General features: G+C 58.5%; 15 protein-coding genes and 3 pseudogenes. 5 read left to right on the top strand and 13 right to left on the bottom strand.

Translation table 11 applies throughout. The annotated features are described in order from the left end of the window. Positions 1-9: 9 nt before the first annotated feature. Together P0D84_RS43660 and P0D84_RS43655 are read right to left on the bottom strand one after the other, a co-directional pair. Entirely contained in the window at positions 10-477 is a 468-nt protein-coding gene (locus P0D84_RS43660; protein ID WP_408346517.1) for a helix-turn-helix domain-containing protein, read from the bottom strand. A 170-nt stretch (positions 478-647) separates the two neighbouring features. Then, on the bottom strand, positions 648-947 hold the full coding sequence (locus P0D84_RS43655) for a DUF5372 family protein (protein ID WP_408335302.1): 300 nt from the start codon (positions 945-947) through the stop codon (positions 648-650). A 44-nt stretch (positions 948-991) separates the two neighbouring features. Between P0D84_RS43655 and P0D84_RS43650 the strand changes: the two are divergent. Continuing rightward, a pseudogene (locus P0D84_RS43650) lies at positions 992-1,678 on the top strand (transposase family protein); the annotation flags it as partial. 357 nt (positions 1,679-2,035) lie between these two features. Here P0D84_RS43650 and P0D84_RS43645 read toward each other — a convergent pair. Together P0D84_RS43645 and P0D84_RS43640 are read right to left on the bottom strand one after the other, a co-directional pair. After that, positions 2,036-3,052, bottom strand: coding sequence for an IS110 family RNA-guided transposase (locus tag P0D84_RS43645; RefSeq protein WP_408349099.1), 1,017 nt, complete (start codon positions 3,050-3,052; stop codon positions 2,036-2,038). Positions 3,053-3,294: 242 nt separating this feature from the next. Then, positions 3,295-3,567: a DUF1488 family protein gene (locus P0D84_RS43640; protein ID WP_408349096.1), complete on the bottom strand. Its 273-nt coding sequence runs from the start codon at positions 3,565-3,567 to the stop codon at positions 3,295-3,297. A gap of 615 nt (positions 3,568-4,182) precedes the next feature. On the opposite strand from P0D84_RS43640, the gene P0D84_RS43635 reads away from it, so the two are divergent. Continuing rightward, on the top strand, positions 4,183-4,389 hold the full coding sequence (locus P0D84_RS43635) for a hypothetical protein (RefSeq protein ID WP_408349093.1): 207 nt from the start codon (positions 4,183-4,185) through the stop codon (positions 4,387-4,389). A 196-nt stretch (positions 4,390-4,585) separates the two neighbouring features. After that, positions 4,586-4,996, top strand: a complete 411-nt coding sequence (locus P0D84_RS43630; protein ID WP_408349090.1) for a DUF2934 domain-containing protein — start codon at positions 4,586-4,588, stop codon at positions 4,994-4,996. Here the strand turns inward: P0D84_RS43630 and P0D84_RS43625 are convergent. After that, positions 4,923-5,150, bottom strand: coding sequence for a hypothetical protein (locus P0D84_RS43625; RefSeq protein WP_408349899.1), 228 nt, complete (start codon positions 5,148-5,150; stop codon positions 4,923-4,925). The two genes, P0D84_RS43630 and P0D84_RS43625, sit on opposite strands and share 74 nt — an antisense overlap. Before the next feature lie 676 nt (positions 5,151-5,826). Between P0D84_RS43625 and P0D84_RS43620 the strand changes: the two are divergent. Further along, a pseudogene (locus tag P0D84_RS43620) lies at positions 5,827-5,997 on the top strand (TetR family transcriptional regulator); the annotation flags it as partial. 100 nt (positions 5,998-6,097) lie between these two features. Here the strand turns inward: P0D84_RS43620 and P0D84_RS43615 are convergent. From P0D84_RS43615 to P0D84_RS43585, 7 genes are all read right to left on the bottom strand, one after another. Beyond that, positions 6,098-7,081, bottom strand: a complete 984-nt coding sequence (locus P0D84_RS43615) for an aldose epimerase family protein (RefSeq protein WP_408349087.1) — start codon at positions 7,079-7,081, stop codon at positions 6,098-6,100. An 87-nt stretch (positions 7,082-7,168) separates the two neighbouring features. After that, positions 7,169-7,789 (bottom strand): nucleoside/nucleotide kinase family protein, encoded by a 621-nt coding sequence (locus P0D84_RS43610; protein WP_408349084.1) that lies wholly within the window; start codon positions 7,787-7,789, stop codon positions 7,169-7,171. A gap of 122 nt (positions 7,790-7,911) precedes the next feature. Continuing rightward, entirely contained in the window at positions 7,912-8,787 is an 876-nt protein-coding gene (locus P0D84_RS43605) for a sugar phosphate isomerase/epimerase family protein (RefSeq protein WP_408349081.1), read from the bottom strand. Continuing rightward, positions 8,784-9,815, bottom strand: a complete 1,032-nt coding sequence (locus P0D84_RS43600) for an ABC transporter permease (protein ID WP_408349078.1) — start codon at positions 9,813-9,815, stop codon at positions 8,784-8,786. Before P0D84_RS43600 ends, P0D84_RS43605 begins: the two co-directional genes overlap by 4 nt. Further along, a complete protein-coding gene (locus P0D84_RS43595) occupies positions 9,812-10,825 on the bottom strand; it encodes an ABC transporter permease (protein ID WP_408349075.1) in 1,014 nt (337 codons plus the stop codon). The genes P0D84_RS43600 and P0D84_RS43595 overlap by 4 nt, the downstream gene beginning before the upstream one ends. Then, positions 10,818-12,386: a sugar ABC transporter ATP-binding protein gene (locus tag P0D84_RS43590; RefSeq protein ID WP_408349072.1), complete on the bottom strand. Its 1,569-nt coding sequence runs from the start codon at positions 12,384-12,386 to the stop codon at positions 10,818-10,820. Before P0D84_RS43590 ends, P0D84_RS43595 begins: the two co-directional genes overlap by 8 nt. 119 nt (positions 12,387-12,505) lie before the next feature. Further along, positions 12,506-13,498, bottom strand: a complete 993-nt coding sequence (locus P0D84_RS43585) for a substrate-binding domain-containing protein (protein WP_408349069.1) — start codon at positions 13,496-13,498, stop codon at positions 12,506-12,508. A gap of 224 nt (positions 13,499-13,722) precedes the next feature. Here P0D84_RS43585 and P0D84_RS43580 point away from each other — a divergent pair, with 224 nt between their 5' ends. Then, positions 13,723-14,778, top strand: coding sequence for a LacI family DNA-binding transcriptional regulator (locus P0D84_RS43580; RefSeq protein WP_408349066.1), 1,056 nt, complete (start codon positions 13,723-13,725; stop codon positions 14,776-14,778). A 183-nt stretch (positions 14,779-14,961) separates the two neighbouring features. On the opposite strand, the pseudogene P0D84_RS43575 reads toward P0D84_RS43580, so the two are convergent. Beyond that, positions 14,962-15,273 (bottom strand): annotated as a pseudogene (locus tag P0D84_RS43575) (SOS response-associated peptidase family protein); the annotation flags it as partial. Between the last annotated feature and the right edge of the window lie 90 nt (positions 15,274-15,363).

Below are 15,363 nucleotides of genomic sequence, written 5' to 3'. Positions count from 1 at the left end.
CGGGGGGATTTACCGTCGTTTTTTTTTCAAACGCGCCAGGGCGCGCTCCACGGTGCGTCGATGCACCGCCAGGCCAAACCGCCCCGCAATCCGATCGACCAGCTCCTGCACTTCCAGCCCAACGTGAGTCGCGCGCGCTTCTTCGATGAAGCGCGTCACCTCATCGGTGATCTTATGAGGTCCGTGCGGGCCGCGCTTGACCGGCAGCAACCCAGCCAGGCCGTCGCGCTCGAAGTCGGCCTGCGCCTTGTAGAAGGTCGGCCGACTGACTCCGAAGTGTGCGGCGGCATCCGCGATGGTTTGCCCTTCCACGCGTACGCGTCGCAGCATTTCGTAACGGACCTGAACCAGATCCCGGGGATCGAAGAAGTCGCTGTCGCTGAAGGCAGGATCATCGATGTCCTGCGGGCGCGGATTCACAGTGCCACTATCTTCGAGAGCGGCGAGTTTGGGATCGGGTTTTCGGGTACGAGCCATATGTAATATAAATTATGACCATTTACAGTCGATGTCAAGGTCTTTTTCAAGACTGTCACCCGGCGCGCCTCATATCTTCAAACAAAGGCTCTCATCTGCTTCATCAGCTAATCATTTGCGGAAGTATTGCAGGCGCATCGAATGGCATAATTACATTTACACAGATGGCATTATTTCCTTGACAGCTTGCGCTTGCCTGTGTGCCCTTTTGAATGTCCGTTTGTTTCTCTGTACCGGGCGATTAGCATGGTCAATTGCAACAGATCTTCGATGCGGAAATGCGATCGTCCCGCCGAAACTGTCTCGAATGCATTTGGCGGCGCTGCGCTCGTCCAGCCTGCCGGCATACGTTTCAGATTCCCCATGTCGTCATGGAAGTAGACGCGATCCTCTCCCCACGCCTTGCGCCGGTCCACTAGCATGAACTCTCGCCCGTACAGCGGATGGAAGGGATGGGTGACCCGGAACAACTGCGTCGCATCGGTCAGATCGCGTGCAGTTGACTGCTTTGAGGAAGGGCCGCGTCGAGCGGGCGCACCTGACCTTGCAGGACCGGCTGGTGAAGGAACTGCGGCTGCGCGGCATCAGTACCATCGCGGCGGCCAATGCGTATGCGCCTGCCTTCATCGCGTCGTACAACGCGCACTTTGCGAAACCGCCGAAGAGCACGTTCGACGCACACCGGCCGCTGCGCGACGATGAGGATCTGGACGCGCTGCTGACGTGGCGCGAACTGCGGCGCGTGACGAAGTCGCTGACGGTGCAGTACGACCGCGTGATGTACCTGCTGGCGGACACGCCGGCGAACCGGAAACTGATCCACCGGTATATCGACGTGTGGGAGTATCCGGACGGGCGCATCGAGGTGCGGGCGGATGGCGTTGCCCTGCCCTGCGTCCCCTATGACCGGCTGTCGGAGATCGATCAGGGCGCGGTGATCGAGCACAAGCGGCTGGGGCACGCACTGCAGGTGGCGCAGGCGCTGCAGGCACAGCGTGATGACCGGCGCGCTTCGGGTTCACCGCCACGCACGCATCGTGGGCTGGCCGCCGGACGCAATCAGCGCGAACCGGGCACGAAGAAGCAGCGCGAGTTCACACGGGAAGATGTCAATGCAACGCTGACGCAGTTATCGGCAAAGCCGGTCACGATCGCGGTCAAGGCTCGCAAACCCGGGCCGCGGTCTGCAGGCACCCACTGAACGGACTGACACGCCCTGCCCGTTCACGTGCTGTCCTGCAACACTGCATTGAGCTTTAACCCATAAAAAGAGACTCAGCACCGGTGCCAGATACGACATTTCTTATATGGTCGCCTCCCATTTGCAAGGAGATATTGTGTTTGGCGAGGAGGGTGGTTGCGGACTTATATCCGGACTCGATCGCAGGACTTGCCTGCCGGCCCCGATGGATTTCGCCGCGAGGATCCTAATCTAACTGGACGGACTCAAGGTCCGAGAAATGTCTCAGGCTTGTCCTCGCGCGGTCCAACCTGTCTTGCCATCGTTCAATATCACCTATGCAACCATGATTGGGTTTATATCGACTGCGATGCTGTGTCAGGCTGGTGCCGACATCGGACTCTTATACGTTCGACCGTATGCAAGCAACGCCCAGATAGTTCGGGCCGCCTTATTGGCGAGAGCAACTGCGACCACGTTCGTCGGCCGTCGTGCAAGCATGCCTCTCAGATGCTCCGACAAGTACTTTGAACTCGATATAACCGATCGGGCGCCGTGAATGAGCAGAGTGCGCAAATAGACGTCACCGCGTTTGCTGATGCCACCCAGCCTCACCTTGCCACCTGAGCTGTTCTGTCGGGGTACCAGGCCAAGATAGGCGGCGAATTCACGTCCTGACCTGAATGCGTGTGCGTTGCCGATGACAGCAACTGCAGCTGTCGCAGTCAACAGACCCACACCGGGAATTTCGGAGATACGACGGCATGCTTCGTCGCCCCGACGCCATTCGGTAATGCGTTGCTCAATTCGCAGGATCTGTTCGTCGAGTGCCAACAGCCGCGATAGCTGGTCTTGCAGACTGTCCGTCAGCATCGCTGGCAATTGATCGGCCATGGATGCAAGCGATATTTTGGCGGCCTCAACCGACGCGCGCCGACCCTGCGGCAGGATTACGCCAAACTCATATAGCAGCCCGCGCAACTGGTTCACCTGCATCACGCGGAATCGGACCAGTTGCTGGCGTATCCGGTGCAGCGCCAGCATTGCCTGCTGATCCTCCGTCTTGATGGCGACGAACCGCATGCCGGGCCGCTGGGCGGCTTCCCAGATCGCGGCAGCGTCCGCAGCATCGTTCTTGTTCGATTTGACGAATGGACGGACGAACTGCGCTGCGATCAGCCGGACATCGTGACCGAGCGCAGATAGCTGCCGGGCCCAATGATGGGCGCTTCCGCAGGCTTCCATGACAATCCGGCATCGGGCACGATTGGCGAAAAACGGCTTGAGCTGGGCGCGCTTCAGTACTTTGCTGTGAATCGCGCCGGTATCAGGTTCAACGAAATGCACCTGGAAGACGCTCTTGGCCAGGTCGATAGCAATCGTCGTGGGTTCCATCAGCTTTCTCCTTAACGGGATGTCGCAAGGGAAACGATACACGGGCTCGACGCCGTCGCCAGGCTTACTGCGGCGTCCGGACGACCGCTAAGGCGGGAGGCGGCCATTCCATCTATTTAGCTCCAGCAACGACATCTTGAAATGGCTTTGACACCTGCTGTCAGAGCTTTTTAGTGATGCAAGCGCCCTGTTTGCAATCCCGGCGCGCGTAAATATCGGTCGGCGAAGCGCGCTCACAGCGTTTAGCGCTTTGCGAGGAAGTCGGCAATGGTAAGGTGGATCGCCTGAGCGGGGTGCGCCCGCATCTTTCTTTCTGCAGCGGCGACAATGCGGTGGCGCCCGTCTGCAAAGGTTTTCAGCATGCGGGCGCCGTCCGCGTCGGCGGGCAACCAGAAACATTCTTCGAGCGTTTCGCGGGTGATCGTGCATTCCACCTCGCGCTGATGGGCAGACAGGCGGAATACGAGCGTGCGTCCGTCTCGCGATATGCCGGGCGCGACATCAATACCATCCATGGGAAACCCCGTCAGATTCGTCTGAAACGGTTGGTGCAATACATTGCTGATCTTCGAATTTACCAGAACGCAATCGGGCGGCAACCAACGTCGATAGCGAAGCAGTGTCCTGTTGACGTTTCTTGCGCAACAGGCAGGTGGCCTGGTGCCTGCAAAGCGAGGGGTTGCTGTTGAGTTTGAATATGCTATTTCTGACAGTTAGTTACATTTATTGATATTCCGGACCCGCCTATCAGGCCGTTACTAAATCGCTGCTGACGTCCGCATATCAGGTGGCAATTCAACTGTCGCCTTTCCGGTGCCGCTGACTGCGATCAGCACGGCCTTCGACGTCGGTTTCTCCTCCCAGCGGGGTGCCCAGACCCGGCGATGCCCGCACACTTCTGGGACGCGATGCGCGGCATCGTCTGCCCCAACGCCTTCACACGCCCAAAAAATAAATTTCCCAAATATTGATATTTAGCTCGTCTCAATATTAAGATAGGCACCTTGGCGCGACACGCACCCACCTGAACAGAACACTCAGCGGCCGCCATCCCCGAAATGATCCTGCTCGTAAAGAGAGTACATCGGATCAGGTTGCCAGCGAAACGCAGGTGTAGCCAGGAGACGGAGATGCTCAGTCCACATGAATTCGCGACCCTCATGCTGCTTAAGGATGCGCCGGATCCGCTGAGTCTGGACAGCGCAGATCTGGGAGCGCTTCTGGCACGGCAGCTCGTCACACTGGATCAACTCGCATCCGGTCAACAACGCCCTCTGGTTACCGACGACGGTCGGCTTTTTCTCAAGGCCGCCGCTCGCGTGCTTAACGACAAATGACGCCGACCAAGTGATCCAGTTCTTCAGTCGAGGACTCTTCCGTGAACGACTCGTTGGTGGGAATTGCAGTCGGGTTTTTCGGGCTGGCCCTCGCCGCGTTGCTGGTTGCCAGTCACTACCGTCGCGAACTGATACGGCACAGGATGCTCAGGCAGATGGACCCTCGTCAGTGTTGGGACGTGATGCGTCACCGTCGATGAAAAAGCACGGCTGCAAAGATGCAGATACTCGCGGGTTAGCGATGCCCGGAGCCACTCGTGTCTGCTCCCCTCCGGATGGAAACGACCGCATGTCCGATCTGACTTTTGCCGAGAAAATCCGGGAGCGCGCCTATCAGCTCTGGCAACAGGACGGAAGCCTCGAAGGATGCGCCGACGAGTATTGGCAAATGGCCCGGGCGCTTGTCGAGCAGGAGCTCGGCCTTCCGTACGCCCCCGACTCCGCTAATCCCGACGCCGCGGCGCCGGGTGGCACGAATTACACAAAGATCGGAGATTCTCCAGATGGAGTGGCAGCCGGTCCGGCTACGGCGGTCATTCCATCGACGGCGGTTCCATCGGTCCAGCAAACAGTGCGCGGTCAAAGAACGAATCGTCCAGTTCCATGATCTCGTCGTCGCCCAGCAGGATCACGACTAACTGCCGTGAGCCGTTCCCGGGCACATCTGCGACCTCCCCGATGGTTTGCTTCGGCGTTCGGTCGTCCGTAAATCGCACCCAATAGTAGCCCGGCACTACGGGTCGCGCGTCCATCCATTCCATAACTCTTATCCCATTGGTCTGGCGTAATCGATCGCTACCGCATTGCCAATTTTATCGCGGCGGCCTGGACGGCGGTTGCACGGAAGCATGGGGCTGGACCGCTGTGTCGGCCGAACCGTGGAGTCCGGGCGTGCTGCCAGTCCGTACAGACGATCATGCCACTCATCGATCAAATCGTGTTATCGCATTGGCGTCGCCGACCGGTTGACTCACAGGAAACTGTCCTTTCCGAATTAGCGCTTGCCAATTTTTTCCCACCGCGACGCGCTGCTGCGTTTTGGGTCAAGCAGCACTATCGGCCCGGAACGCCGGAGGCAAGACAGGTTGTTCGCGTGGACGTCAGTGCGAGCCGGTCGGGTGCTATCGGCGAGCGATGCAGCCCATGCCGGCTGTCGCCGTGCGACGGCGTTGGAGAGGCAGTCGCCGACCCGTTATAGGCGTACGAGTCCGACCGGCCACCGGCAGACGATGCCCTGAATGCTATGTTGGCGAGGCTCACAGCGACGATCGAGCGTGAACAGGACGGCATGGCGCGATTCGGTCGGTGCATGGCTCACAAGCATCCCGGAACCCTCTGTAACGTTTCATGCAATTGCCCTGAGCGCCGATCTGATCCAGATGACACAAGGCAAAACGCGACCTTGAATTTAACTAACTCATCAATTAGGCTGAGTGAATGAACGCGAAACGCTCGCCCGCGAAGCCACTTGGTCGCCGCCCGGCGGTCGACGATTTCGACGTGCGAGAACATCTTCTCGATACCGCAACGCGGCTCTTTGCCGAACGCGGCATTGCCGCCACCACCGTCGCGCAGATCGCGGCTGACGCAGATGTCACGTCGGCGCTATTTCGAGCGCGGCATGATTAAACCCCCTACGCCTCTTCTTGTCTGCAAGCGTCGTGGCCAGAGGGGGCGCGCGCCACAGCGTAAGAAAGCGAACTAAATTTCACAGTGCCCGTGCCGACAACCGGTACGTGATTGTCCGCGGCGTGTCTGCTCTGAAAACCAATCCGAAACGGTCGGCGAGCGGGTGACTGGCAGGAGGAATCACCACTCGACCCAGGTCAAAAAAGCTGTTGGCTGGCTCGACACCCACAGCGAAATGTCGTCCCGACCAGGGTTCGTGAGTTCGCCCACCGTTGCTAATCCACAGCAAGGCATCGGGCAGCTCGCTGGCGTTCCAGTCGAGGCTCACCTCCGCACGCTCCCCCGGATACCGCAAGATAAAAGGTGGTTCACATCCGGAAATTTGCATCAGCTCTTCGGTGCTTTCCGCCAATGGCAGTCGAGAAGCGTTCATCGAACCCTTCGTCGTCGGGATTTCTGCCAGAGACGCGAACGCACGGTTCGGCAGAATCCGCGAAATGCCGGGTTCCTGCGGGACCGGATAGCTATAGATGGACTGGCTGGCGCAGGCAATAACCTCCACGCCCCCGTCGGGGATGGCGAAAGTCGGATGCAGAGCGAACGGCATCACGACGTCGCGCCGGGCATGCACGGTAAGCGAAACCAGCAACGCGGGCGTATTCGGGTCCGCTTCGACCTTACGCTCAAGTTTTTCAATTGCACTGTCGGCCGGATACGCGATTTGAAGCATGAGCATGTGGGCGGTCTGTTTTAACAGTGTCCACATGTGATTTGCACCATACCCGTGAACCCAGCTGTCACTGGCCTCGCGATGGCCAAACTCAGCGGGAAGGCCCGCAGGCGCTTCAACCATCCCAAACGGCAGACAGGGCCATTCACCGCGCAGCGCACGCATAAGTCCATGCTGGCGGCCGTCATCGGTCCAGGGGGCCACCTGCATGGGAGAGACAGAGCGTCCTTCGCCGATGTCAAAACGCACAGGTGCGAGCATCCCACCCAGTGATTGGACCTCCGCCTCGCCGTAGTCCCAGCCAAGCTTCCAGCGCTCGATTGTGTCCATCATGTCGTCTCGTTAGTTTCGCCAGAAATCCGCATCCCAACCGGCCGCGCAGCGCAATAACTTCTGCGCGTCGGTCCAGCCTGGCCCGCGTTACGATGACCAGTGGAACTGGACATCCGCCCGGTCTCGCGTGGCATCAATCAACCGTGCGTTCACCTCGTCGGTCTGCTCAACCCATTGTTTTGCTGCGCCCTCGTCACGACCAAAGCTGATGTGACGGCTAACGAGCCGTTGCTGGCGCAGAGCCGAGTCGACGTTGACGTACCAGATTTCGTCGAGCAGGGGCCGGACATCCTTCCAGTGGCCGTGTTCGAGCAGGAGGTAGTTGCCTTCGGTGATGACGAGCGGCGTATCGGGCGCGACCGGAATCGCGTTGGCGATGGGCTCTTCTATCTCGCGGCGGAAAGTAGGTGCGTAGACCGTTTCGTCATCACGCTGCTCGCGCAGCCGACGCAACAGCGCGACATAGCCTGCGCTGTCGAATGTATCTTCGGCGCCTTTACGGGATGCCAGACCGAGGCGTACAAGCTCCACGTTCGCCAGATGAAAACCGTCCATCGGGACGATCACAACTTTCCCAGAGAAGGCATCAAGGATTGCCTGGGAAAGGGTCGACTTGCCGGCTCCCGGCGCGCCGACCAGTCCGAGAATGTGGCGACGTCCGCCAGTGGTCAACTGGCGCAGCCGGCTCAAATAACGGTCTTCAATCATGGACATCATCCCGATATTTTTTCAGGCGTCGGGAGCGCGTGCATTGCACTCGCCGACGTCACGTTGCAGCCCATGTTTCAAAATCCCGACACGTCTGATGCCGCGCTACGTGCACGACGCGTTCAGTGATGCGCCTTCGCCTTTGCCGCGGCGTTGATTCCGCCAGCCATGAACTCTCGCGCATGCTTTGCCAGGTCCATGCCGTCGTCCCACAGGTTGCGCCAGATAGCCAGAGCGTTGGACAGTTGTTCGTTGACGACCGTCGACGAGAAGCTCTCGAACGTGACAACACCTCTGTAGTTAACCATCGCGAGCGCGTGGAAGAACTGCGAGAAATCGATGGTCCCCGAGCCGAGGTATCCGCGATTGCTCTCGCCGATATGGACGTAAGCAAGGCGGTCGCCGCACTGGAGAACCGGCTGCATGAAGTCGGATTCCTCGATGTTCATGTGATACGTATCGAGGTGAACACCGACGTTTGGCGCGCCGACTTCGTCAATCAATGCCAATGCCTGAGATGCTGTGTTGAGCAGGTTGCTTTCGTAGCGATTGACGACTTCGAGGCCTAGCTTCACGTCCTTCCTGAGCGCAAAATCTGCGATGCGCTTGATGGAGTCGATTGCGTTCTGACGGCCTTTTTTGGTGACCGGCGCGCTGTATTTCGCCATCGCGCCGTACAGGATGCCGCCGAAATATTTGCCGCCAATTCCCGAGGTGATAGTGATTGCCTCCTCAAGCATCGCCACCCCGCGAGCGACCGTCGCAGCATCTTCACTCGACACGTCTGCTTCGAACGTCAGGCCTCGGGAGCAACCAACTTCAAGCCCGAACTCTTGCAGCAGGTCTCGCGTGAGGACGAAGTCCATAACTTTCGGACCATGCAGCGAAAGTTCCGCGAGGTCGAAGCCAGCTTCCTTCGTCGAACTCAAAACCTTTCGCGTCGACTCCGGCGTGAGGTCGCCAGCCCAAACCAGTGCGTGTACGCCGAGCTTGTTCATTGTGTAACTCCTTCAGTTGCGGTCACGCGCCTGCGGACCAAAGTTTTCGAAATGCCGTTCGCCCACGCCCAACGGAAGAGCATCACAGCAAGCAGGAAGACACCCCACAAAGCAGTCGCCAGATGCTGATTGGCGCCGAGCAGATTGAGGCCGGAAGCAATGACCTGGAGAATCACGAGAGCGATGACGACCGGTACCACGCGGCCGAAGCCACCGAACGGGTCAACGCGTCCCAGGAAACAGGCCAGCACGGAGATGAGGAGAAATGCTTCGCCATGGCCCACGCGAACCGAATTGAACTGGGCGGCCATCACCACGCCCGCAACGCCGCACATCAACCCCGATAGCATGTAGATTCGGGTAACCGCACGCGTTGTCTGGATGCCGGAGTACCGCGTCGCCTCAAGATTCGACCCAATCATGCGTGTGGCGAAGCCTAGCCGCGACCGTGTCATCACGACATGCCAAAGTAATGCGCAGCCGAGAAAAATCAGCAAGGGAATGGGTATGCCGAGGAAGACTCCGTTGCCCATTTCGCGCACAAACGGCGGGAACCCAGAGATGTCGCCTCCACGTGTGAGGAATTCGCCCAGCCCGCGCAAGAAAATCATCATCGACAAAGAGACGAGGATTGGGCTCGCTCCTGTGCGGGCGATGACGGCGCCCATCACCCAACCAGCGGCGGCGCCCGTGGCCAGCGCAGCAGCAATGCCGAGAATGATGGCCATTGCGCCCGCATCCGCTCCACCGTATGTACGAAGCACCCACGCCATCGCCAGGCCGGAAATGTTCGCAGTGAAAGTCACCGAGAGATTGAACCCACCGGAAATCAGGGGCATCAGCATGGCCAGCGTAAAGAAGCCAAGTTCCGGCAACTGGAACGCCACCGAGACGAAAGTGCTCGCCGAGAAAAATCGGTCTGATGCGAAACTCAGGACCGCCATGACCAGGACGAGAAATCCAAGCAACCCGGCGACGTCTGCTGGCACAAGCGGCGTGGCCGACCGATGAGATGTAGACGTGTTCATGACGAGGCCTTTACGCTTTGTGACGTGAATCGCGCACCGACGAGCTTGGCGAAGCCGCCGCTCGACAAGGTAATGGCGATGAGAATGATGGCTCCGATAATCATCTTGAACGCATACGGCGAGATGCCCAGCAGGTTCAAGCCGTTGGCGGTGATGGCCGTCAGGAGGATGCCGAGGATGGCGCCGAGAATCGTGCCGCGCCCGCCGCCTAACCTTGCACCACCGAGCACTACGGCAGCGAGCACATCCAGCTCACGTCCGTAAAACGCGTTCGGAACTACTTCCTGCACGTAGTGAGCTTGCATCAGTCCGGCAATGCCGGCCATCATGCCGAGCCAGCCGAAGGCGATGTAATGCATTGCGCCTATATTGACTCCCACGCGACGCGCTGCCTCGGGGTTGTCGCCCATTGCGTAGAGCTGTCGGCCGGTTGTCGTGCGTCGCAGCAGAAACCAGGTTGCGATGACCATGACGACCATCACGGCCACAGGCAGTGCGAGGTTCGCATTGCCACTCGCGGTGGTGAAATGGATGAGGGAAACTCTGTCCGTCCACCAGTCTGGCAGGTCGTAGATGGAGACCCCACCCGTGAGAAACATCAACCCACCGAAGAAGACGTTAAATGTTGCAATAGTCACGACAATCGAAACGATGCGAAACCTGTAGATAATCGTAGCGTTGACGGAGCCAAGCAGAAACCCGAAGAATGCAGACACGATGAAGCCGAGCGCCCAGTTGCCACCACCGAGTCGCATCACGGTCAATGCTGTGAGGTACTGAACCACCGATGCGCCGACGGCGAATGAGATATCAATGCCGCCTGCAATCAGCACGACGAGCAGCCCGACTGCGAAAATGATGTTGACGGAACTCTGGTTAAGCAGGTCGAACAGGTTTGGCAGAGTAAGAAATGTCGAGGTTGAAAGGCTGAGGCCAATCACCATGATGGCGATAACGAGAATCAGCAGGGCCTCAATCGAACCGATTCCGAGTTTGCGAAAATCAGGCATGGACGTCTCGCTCGATTTGTTCCATCGTTGTCGTTCCCGGCACGTACTCTTTGACAATGCGTCCGTCGCGCATGTGCAGAATTCGGTCGGAGTTGAAGTAGACCTCCGGAATCTCGTCCGAGATAAGCAAGATGGCCATTCCCTCAGAAGCGAGCTTGTGAATGATGGCGAAAATGCCAGCCCGGGCGCCGACGTCGACGCCTACGGTGGGCGAATCCAGAATCAGGAGCTTCGGGTTTGTTGCCAGCCACTTGGCGAGCACGATGCGCTGCTGGTTACCGCCCGAGAGTGTCGAGACGGCATCGTCCGGCTTCCCGCTTTTCACGGCCAGTTGTTGAATCCAGTCCTGAATCAACGCGTTTCGTTTTTTGGCGGCGATGAGATGGGTACCGTCCAGAAGGTCGTCGAGTACCGCCGCCACCGTGTTGTCGCCAATTGATTGCGGTTGTACGAGTCCGAGTTGGAGACGGTCTTCAGAGACGTAGGCTATCCCTGCGCGGATGGCATCACGATTTGTGCGTACCGAAAGAGCTTTTCCGTCTAGCAGGATGGAACCCACACCTGGGCGCGTCATTCCGAAAAGCGATAATGCGACTTCCGTTCTTCCTGCGCCAAGGCGTCCCGTAACGCCAAGAATCTCGCCTCGTCGCACTTTGAAGGACACGTCATGGTATTGACGGGCGCGTGACAGCCCCTGTACCTCGAGCACAACGGGCGCGTTTGTCAGGTCTGTCGTGCGTACTTCGTAGTCGAAAGTGCGGCCCGTCATCAATTCAGTGAGGCGGGTTTGTGTCATCCCTTCGGTGGGAAACGTGCCGACATACTGTCCATCACGGAAAACGGTCACGCGAGTGCAGACATCCAGCACTTCAGCGAGCCGATGGCTGACGAAAACCACAGCAATGCCATCCGCAGAAAGTCGCCGGACAATTTTCAGCAGAGCTTCGGTCTCGGCGTGGCTGAGCGAAGCAGTCGGCTCATCCATGAAGACAAGACGAGCGTCGCGAACAAGCGCCCGGGCGATTGCCACGACCTGGCGCTGTGCGATTGACAGCGAGCGAACAGAACGGTTGAGGTCGATGGAAACGCCGAGCCGCTCAAGAATTCTGCGTGCCGCATCCTTCATCTTCACGTAGCTAACGATGCGCGGACGTGCCCCCAGGTTCTGCTCGAAAGCGATGTTTTCCGCGACGGTCATCTCGGGGAAAAGCGCCAGGTCTTGCCAGATAACCTGAATACCGAGGTCACGGGCTCTCGCTGGGTCCAGGCCTTCGATTGACTCACCATCCATGAGCATCACTGCGCCCGGTTCCGGCTGATAGACCCCACTGATAATCTTGATGATGGTGCTCTTGCCGCAGCCATTCTCGCCAGCGAGACAGAGGACCTCGCCGGGCATGACGTCGAACTTCACGGCGCGCAGCGCCTTAACGCCGCCGAAGATTTTGGAGATGTTCTCGAGCTTGAGCAGTGGCGCGCGGTCCGCGTCGAGCGCGGCCGATGCCGGGTTCGCAACCCCTAACTGAGAACCAAGGGTATGGGTGGAAGCTGGATGACTCATGGAAACGCTCCGATGGTACTTGCACGCAACCGGCTGGCGACCAGATGAGTCGTCGTAGCGGTAACTTCCAGGCGAGCGGCGTTACAGCCGCGCTCACCCGTTCGGCAAAAGGATTGCGGTCAGAGGCCCAACTTTGCGAGGTCGTCGACGGTTTTGGCGTTGAGGTCCACCAGGTTGTCGACAATCAGGTTGTGACCATCGGGATGAACAACACCCAGACCAGGGATGTTCGTGCCGTCTTTAATCGGCTGCCCCTTTACGAGCATCACACCCAGCGTTACAAACACTTCGCCAGCGACTTCTGGATTCCACATGTATCCGCCGCTCAGCACGCCATCATGGACGAGCTTTCGGCCTTGTCCTGGCGAGAACGGCCCGAGAACCAGGACCTTTCCTTTCGCCTGCTGCTCGGCAACGGCGCGAGCTGCTCCAATCGGGCCCTGGCTGCCGAACGCAAGGATGCCTTTCAGGTTGGGATGGGCGCGCATCAGGTCGAGCGCAGTTTTGCGCGACGCGTCCACGTCTTCAGCGACACCGTAACGGTCCCCAACGAGGGTCATCCCGGGATAGTTGGCTTTGATATAGGCATTTGCCGCGTCCGCCCACGCGTTATGCAGCGGTACAGTCAGCGACCCGACGAACACTGCATATTCGCCTTTTCCGCCCAGCGCCTCGCCGAGGCGTTTTCCGTAAGCATCGCCAAACCCCTTGACCGAGGCCAGTTCAAAATCCCAATCAGCGTTCTGCTGCTTCGGGGACTCGTGCGTGATGACCTTGATACCCGCTGCCCGGGCGCGCTGAAGAACAGGTTCCAGCACCTGTGCGTCGTTTGGTACGACGCCGATGACGTCTACATGCTGCGCAATCAGGTCCTCGATGGCACGCACCTGAAGCGCAGGGTCAGCGCTCGTCGGCCCGACCATGAACGCCTTGACGCCGAGCTGGTCAGCGCGCTTCTTGATTCCCGCTTCCATGGCGTTGAACCAGGGAATACCTCCAATCTTCACAACCACACCGATTACCGGTTTGTCAGGTGAGGCCGACGCAAAATTGGTCGTCAAAGCGAGCGCGACTGCGCCGGCACCCAAAGTGCGGATGATGTTCTTGAACATGTCTCCTCCGGTAGAGACGCCTGGGCACGCAGACGCCCTAAATGAGTGTTAAAGGCCCGATTTCGTGTTTCGCAAAAGTTGCTAAATCCATTTAGCAGTTCGGGTAGGTGTATGCTGAATCTATTTAGCAGTCCGGTCGAGCCGGAAAAACCCTGGTATTGGGTACTGTCGGGAAACGGCTACCTTTTCGGGACATAACGGCGCAATGCCCTCGGAGCAACTTGATGGCAAGCAGCAACCCCGGACGCAAGTCCACGATTTATGACGTCGCAAAGGCGACAGGTTCCTCGACGGCTACGGTCAGCATGGTGCTGAACGGCAGTTGGGTCCGCTATCGAATCAAGGAGGAGACGGCGAACCGAATACTCGAAAGCGCTCGCCAGCTTGGGTATAACGTCAACATGAAAGCTCGAGGACTGCGGCTGTCGCGCTCAGGTTTGGTGGGTATGGTTCTTCCCCATTATCGGAACCGTTTTTTTGCGGGACTCGCCGAGACCTTCGAGGAGCAGGCGCGTAGTCGTGGACTTTGCCCAATAGTTGTGGGCACTCAGCGCGACCCTGTAGTGGAGGTGAGCGTTATTGAAACACTCCTTTCGCAGCGGGTTGAACTGCTGTTTATCGCCGGCGTGCGTAACCCAACACCACTAAACGAGCTCTGTTCGGCTGCGGGTGTCCCGTCCATCAATCTGGACTTGCCAGGAGACGGTGCGCCGTCGGTCGTTTCCGATAACCGCAAAGGCGCTCAAGCTATTACGGACGTGCTGATTGAAAAGCTGCTGGCACGCGGCGCGGCGCCAGACGAGTTGGTCTTTCTAGGAGGTGTAGAGGATGAATATGCGACCGAGATGCGTATCGCAGGATTCAGAGACGCTTTCAAAGCCCGTCAAATGACGCCTGCTGCAGATGCAATTGACTGCTGTGGGTACAACGCCACTGCTGCGAAACGCGCACTCACAATTCGCTGTGAAAAACTTGGACGACTTCCAGCCGGTTTGCTGATGAATTCGATTACCGCGTTTGAAGGGGTGGTCCAGTTCACCTCAACGTTGTCGCCCGACGCGTGGAAGTCTGCCGTAGTTGGCTGCTTCGACTGGGACCCATTCGCGGCAAATCTACCCTTCGACGTGACCATGCTGCGGCAGGACGTGCAAACAATCATTTCTGAAGCGTTCACGTTGGCCGAAAAGTATGACCCGACGGACCGGTCTCTGATTCTCGTGCCAACAGGTCTGGGCAAGAAGTTTGAAGAGGCCGAGCAAACGAAGGAGTTTGACCGATAACTTCGGTCTAGAAATTGTTTCGGTCACAATCACCCCTCGTAGTTTCCGAAGCGTCGACCGCGAAGGCGCAGTCGACGGATGGCATGACGAAGACCATGCTTGCCAACGATGCATTCCACTGCCGCCGTCGGCTCCTGCTGGCTCTGCGGGCGCATCGCCGGTTGGCTGGAACGTGACAGTCTGTCAGGCAGCCAGTCGATGCTCGTAGTACGGCCGGTCCCTGTCATCAAGTATCGCGTACATTGCCGCCAAGTCCGACGCTTCCGGGTTGAGCCAAGCACCTATATTTTCCGGTTTAATAGGGATGATGCACCGGTGATGCCTTGCTACCGTAATCTCCAGCGGCGGCTCGTCTGTTATTGCCGCACTTGACAGCAGTTTCGATTCGCCTTGTGCGGACCAACGCGGCTGGAAACAGACGACTAGCATGCCATGAGCGGGGTTCGGCTCGAACTCAAGGACAACATTTTCTTCTTTCTCACATTCTGCGAGCTCAGCCACAAAGGACGCGTGCCCCTTCAAGATTGTCATCATTTCGTTGTCGGCCCCGTAGCAAAGCGCGAACAGCCATAGAAGCGGGTCGAA

The sequence above is a fragment of the Paraburkholderia sp. RL17-337-BIB-A genome, from assembly GCF_046025895.1.
GTDB classification, from domain to species: domain Bacteria; phylum Pseudomonadota; class Gammaproteobacteria; order Burkholderiales; family Burkholderiaceae; genus Paraburkholderia; species Paraburkholderia fungorum_C.
Note: the sequence above shows the minus strand (reverse complement) of the source record. Positions and strands in the feature narration are given on the sequence as shown.

What these genes read in the sequence shown, in the direction of transcription:
- P0D84_RS43660 (WP_408346517.1), bottom strand. Translation starts at nt 477, where the DNA reads ATGGCTCGTACCCGAAAACCCGATCCCAAACTCGCCGCTCTCGAAGAT.
- P0D84_RS43645 (WP_408349099.1), bottom strand. Translation starts at nt 3,052, where the DNA reads ATGGAACCCACGACGATTGCTATCGACCTGGCCAAGAGCGTCTTCCAG.
- P0D84_RS43640 (WP_408349096.1), bottom strand. Translation starts at nt 3,567, where the DNA reads ATGGATGGTATTGATGTCGCGCCCGGCATATCGCGAGACGGACGCACG.
- P0D84_RS43635 (WP_408349093.1), top strand. Translation starts at nt 4,183, where the DNA reads ATGCTCAGTCCACATGAATTCGCGACCCTCATGCTGCTTAAGGATGCG.
- P0D84_RS43630 (WP_408349090.1), top strand. Translation starts at nt 4,586, where the DNA reads ATGAAAAAGCACGGCTGCAAAGATGCAGATACTCGCGGGTTAGCGATG.
- P0D84_RS43625 (WP_408349899.1), bottom strand. Translation starts at nt 5,150, where the DNA reads ATGGAATGGATGGACGCGCGACCCGTAGTGCCGGGCTACTATTGGGTG.
- P0D84_RS43615 (WP_408349087.1), bottom strand. Translation starts at nt 7,081, where the DNA reads ATGATGGACACAATCGAGCGCTGGAAGCTTGGCTGGGACTACGGCGAG.
- P0D84_RS43610 (WP_408349084.1), bottom strand. Translation starts at nt 7,789, where the DNA reads ATGATTGAAGACCGTTATTTGAGCCGGCTGCGCCAGTTGACCACTGGC.
- P0D84_RS43605 (WP_408349081.1), bottom strand. Translation starts at nt 8,787, where the DNA reads ATGAACAAGCTCGGCGTACACGCACTGGTTTGGGCTGGCGACCTCACG.
- P0D84_RS43600 (WP_408349078.1), bottom strand. Translation starts at nt 9,815, where the DNA reads ATGAACACGTCTACATCTCATCGGTCGGCCACGCCGCTTGTGCCAGCA.
- P0D84_RS43595 (WP_408349075.1), bottom strand. Translation starts at nt 10,825, where the DNA reads ATGCCTGATTTTCGCAAACTCGGAATCGGTTCGATTGAGGCCCTGCTG.
- P0D84_RS43590 (WP_408349072.1), bottom strand. Translation starts at nt 12,386, where the DNA reads ATGAGTCATCCAGCTTCCACCCATACCCTTGGTTCTCAGTTAGGGGTT.
- P0D84_RS43585 (WP_408349069.1), bottom strand. Translation starts at nt 13,498, where the DNA reads ATGTTCAAGAACATCATCCGCACTTTGGGTGCCGGCGCAGTCGCGCTC.
- P0D84_RS43580 (WP_408349066.1), top strand. Translation starts at nt 13,723, where the DNA reads ATGGCAAGCAGCAACCCCGGACGCAAGTCCACGATTTATGACGTCGCA.